This window comes from Clostridium sp. NSJ-49, assembly GCF_014287725.1.
GTDB lineage: Bacteria > Bacillota > Clostridia > Clostridiales > Clostridiaceae > Clostridium > Clostridium disporicum_B.
In genome coordinates this window covers 1-1,712 of record NZ_JACOOP010000100.1, presented here as the reverse complement: position 1 = coordinate 1,712, position 1,712 = coordinate 1, and the positions used below count along the sequence as shown (strand labels likewise).

Below are 1,712 nucleotides of genomic sequence, written 5' to 3'. Positions count from 1 at the left end.
GGCTGTGTTTTAAAATAGTGTTGAAATTAGCATAACATAATAGGATGTCCAAATGGACATCCTATTTGAATCACAATACTTTAAAATTATTCAATACTTAGTTCTATTTAGAAACTTTTTTATTTGTCATAACTATAATCATATTAATTATAAAAATAGTAAAACTCGTAGCTGAAATAAACCAGAGCCACTTATTCCAATATACCCAATTTAGGGCATTATTATCAGCTAAAACACCTAAAAACATCAGTCCACAAAACATCGCCAAACCGCATATCACATCGACAATTAAATCAATAACAATAACTGCTTTATTATCTTTTGATGTAGATTTTTTATTAAGATAAAGTGCTTTTAAAAAATTGATAATTATAACAAGGAACAATGCTATGTATGTTACAAATATCCATATAAAATAATTCATAACATCGTCCAAAGGTTTAATTTCTATCATCTAACTTCCCCCTTACAATTTAATATATTTATATCACGTAATAATACAATTGTTCATCAATCATTATATTTATTATACACTAAAAACAGTAAAATTAAAACAAATTTTACCTTTTATACATATATTGGTCTTCTAATCTTAAAATCCTTTATTAAAGATATAGAATGTGTTGAATTAGCATGAACAAAGAATTTCTTTGGCTTATTTCTTTCCATTTCTGTTTTAAATAATTGGCTCCATTTATACCAAAATAGGTAGTTTGTTAGGAACTTGGTTGAAACACCATTAAACTTCCTTATCCATCTTTTTAAGCTACTATGAAAAGCATTAACCCTTTGAATATTGTAAATATCCACAGTTTTTCTCCCTCCCCTAATTTGATGTAACTCAAAATTATGTTGAGCAGCAAAAGGTATATAACTTCTATGTTTATCCGTACATAATATAGAATTATCTTCAACAACTTCCGATAAAGCTCTATTTATATCAGTATATTTAGGTCTACCATCACATATTAAACCAGTATAGATATTTCCTAATCTATCTACACCACACAATACACAAGCGAATTCCTTTGATATACCTCTTGTATTTACTTCTTTGCCACGCTTTCTTGATTCCCTTGGCATAGTAAAATTAGAGCTTTTACTATGATTTCCTTTATAGCTAATAGCAAAGTAGGTTTCGTCCAACTCAATAACACCTTCAAGCAAACCATAACCAACAAACTTTCTAATTGCGTCTATAATTTTATGCCTCCAAAAGAAAGCTGTTGCAATATTAATTTCAACGATTTCAGCGCATTGCCTAATAGTGTTACCGTTTACCATGCATTGGGCATATAGTAGCCATTTATCTAATCCCTTTTTACTACTTGAAACTGGAGATTTAGAAAAATCATTGAAAGTTTTTTTGCACTCTTGATTTTGGCATTTATATCTTTGTTTAACACCATTCTTACCATGATATTTTCCATACTTAGATATTTTATCATGATTACAAAAAGGACAGCACTTCCCTTTGTTAAATCTATTTTCAGCGATTTCTTCATCTATAGAGTTATATATTCCATTTGACATCAATACAGTCTTTAAAAATTCAAATACCTTCCCTTGCTCATATGTATTTAATTGTGAAACTTGTTGAATAACATTATTAACTCTTGGCATAAAAAACCTCCTAAATAGTAGTTATATTATAAATTATAACCATATTTATAGAGGTTAATCAAATTTCCACAGTTTATTAAAACAAAGCC

General features: G+C 28.2%; 2 protein-coding genes. Both read right to left on the bottom strand.

The genetic code is table 11. From position 1 onward, the window contains the following. Positions 1-103 precede the first annotated feature (103 nt). The gene (locus tag H8S10_RS17785) at positions 104-454 is read right to left on the bottom strand and encodes a hypothetical protein (RefSeq protein ID WP_186839739.1); all 351 of its coding nucleotides are present in this window, start codon (positions 452-454) and stop codon (positions 104-106) included. Between the two features lie 113 nt (positions 455-567). Next, complete coding sequence (locus H8S10_RS17780; protein WP_186839738.1) at positions 568-1,623, bottom strand: IS1595 family transposase; 1,056 nt, start codon at positions 1,621-1,623, stop codon at positions 568-570. Between the last annotated feature and the right edge of the window lie 89 nt (positions 1,624-1,712).